Source organism: Streptomyces sp. WELS2 (assembly GCF_013870595.1).
Lineage (GTDB): Bacteria > Actinomycetota > Actinomycetes > Streptomycetales > Streptomycetaceae > Streptomyces.
In genome coordinates, this window is record NZ_JACBWZ010001044.1 from 1 (window position 1) to 1,927 (window position 1,927).

Here is a 1,927-nt window from a genome sequence, read left to right on the forward strand (position 1 = left end):
CGCACCCGCTGCCGGGCGTAGCGGAAGCCGCGTTCGAAGCGGATGTAGGCGCCGAGGACCGTGACCTCCAGCAGCACGGCCGCGCGGTGCTCGGCGGTGCACCGCAGGTCCTCGGCGGCGCCCCGGTCGTGCACACAGTGGAAGCCGCAGTCGCAGCGGCGCGCGGGCGGGCGGTGCCCGCGGCCGTAGACGCAGGAGGCGTCGTCGAGGACGGCGTACGGCAGCGCGCCGCCGAGCGACACACCGGTGAACCCGGCCCGGGTGCCGTCCCGGGACAGCACCGGGTGGGCGATCTTGTAACCGGTCGGCGGCTCCGTCGGGCGTTCCGCCGGGAGCCGCAGTCTCATCGGGCGGCCGGTGCCTCTTCGCGGGCCGGCTCGGCCGGTGCGGGGAGGACGGTCTCCTCGGGCGGCGGCGGTGCCTCCGCGTGAACGAGCGGCCGCTCCTCGGCGACCCCGGTGGCCAGTGCCTTGCCGAGCTTCATGGTGCCTCCCATGACCGGACGTCGGTGGTGACCCTCCGGCCATGGTGACGCATAAGGGGCGAGTTGAACACAGGGCCTCCGCGACATATCAGCATTGCTTACCTGTGTGTCATAGGAGAATTAAGCAGAGCTTCACGGAAGCGCTGCCTGGACTGTGATCCCCTGCCGCCGTATGACACAGCGCCCTCCACCGCGGGGCGGGAGGGCGCTGCGCCGGTGTGGCCGGGGTGTCAGTTGTGGCTGTGCAGGATGTCGTTCAGGCCGCCCCAGACCGCGTTGTTCGGGCGGGCCTCGACCGCGCCGGTGACCGAGTTGCGGCGGAAGAGGATGTTGGAGGCGCCGTTGAGCTCGCGGGCCTTGACGATCTGGCCGTCGGGCATGGTGACGCGGGTGCCCGCGGTGATGTAGAGGCCGGCCTCGACCACGCACTCGTCGCCGAGGGCGATGCCGATGCCCGCCTCGGCGCCGATCAGGCAGCGCTCGCCGATGGAGATGACCACGTTGCCGCCGCCGGACAGGGTGCCCATGGTGGAGGCGCCGCCGCCGATGTCCGAGCCGTCGCCGACCACGACGCCCGCGGAGATCCGGCCCTCGACCATGGAGGTGCCGAGCGTGCCCGCGTTGAAGTTGACGAAGCCCTCGTGCATGACCGTGGTGCCGGCGGCGAGGTGGGCGCCGAGGCGGACCCGGTCGGCGTCGGCGATGCGCACGCCCTGGGGGACGACGTAGTCCGTCATGCGCGGGAACTTGTCGATCGAGGTCACCTGGAGGTGCAGGCCCTCGGCGCGGGCGTTCAGCCGCACCTTCTCGATGTCGTCCACCGCGACCGGGCCGAGCGAGGTCCAGGCGACGTTGGCGAGGAAGCCGAACTGGCCCTCCAGGCTGAGGCCGTGCGGCTTCACGAGCCGGTGGCTGAGCAGGTGCAGCCGCAGGTAGACGTCGTGCGCGTCCACCGGCTTGTCGTCCAGCGACGCGATGACCGTGCGGACCGCGACCACCTCGACGCCCCGGCGGGCGTCCGGGCCGGTCGCCGCGGTCTCGCGGTCCAGGACTTCGAGGAAGTCGGCAATCCGCAACCGCGTCGGCCGGTCCTCAGAAACGGCGGGCGGGGACATGGCCGACCACCTCCGTGCGCTTGTTCCGTACGAGATGCCGGGCGGCTGTGCCGGCGCAGTTGCCGCCCGGGGGTGCGGCGGAAGCGGAGGGGGCGGCGGAGGCTGCGCTCGCGCTTGCCGAAGGGCTCGCGGAGGCGCTCGCGAGCAAGGTGGTTCCCGGCACCGCGGCCGGTTCGAGGCCGGGTGTCTTTCGCATGGTCATGAGGCGACGATGCTCATGGCGGCGCCCGCTCATCCGGGTGCCGGGGGCGAAACACCCGAACGTGGGACGGGACGGCCGATGTCCCGCCGGCCGACGACGGGACCGTCCGATCCAGGGACTGCCCCG

At 72.5% G+C, this 1,927-nt stretch carries 2 protein-coding genes and 1 pseudogene; all 3 read right to left on the minus strand.

Going from position 1 to position 1,927, the window contains the following annotated elements:
- Positions 1-347 (minus strand): annotated as a pseudogene (locus H5J33_RS33370) (hypothetical protein); the annotation flags it as partial.
- Entirely contained in the window at positions 344-496 is a 153-nt protein-coding gene (locus H5J33_RS33375; RefSeq protein ID WP_181798437.1) for a hypothetical protein, read from the minus strand. The gene H5J33_RS33375 and the pseudogene H5J33_RS33370, both read right to left, overlap by 4 nt.
- Positions 497-714: 218 nt before the next feature.
- Positions 715-1,635 carry a 2,3,4,5-tetrahydropyridine-2,6-dicarboxylate N-succinyltransferase gene (gene dapD / locus H5J33_RS33380; RefSeq protein WP_399552992.1) on the minus strand — a complete coding sequence of 307 codons (921 nt, stop codon included), beginning with the start codon at positions 1,633-1,635 and terminating at the stop codon, positions 715-717.
- Positions 1,636-1,927: the final 292 nt, after the last annotated feature.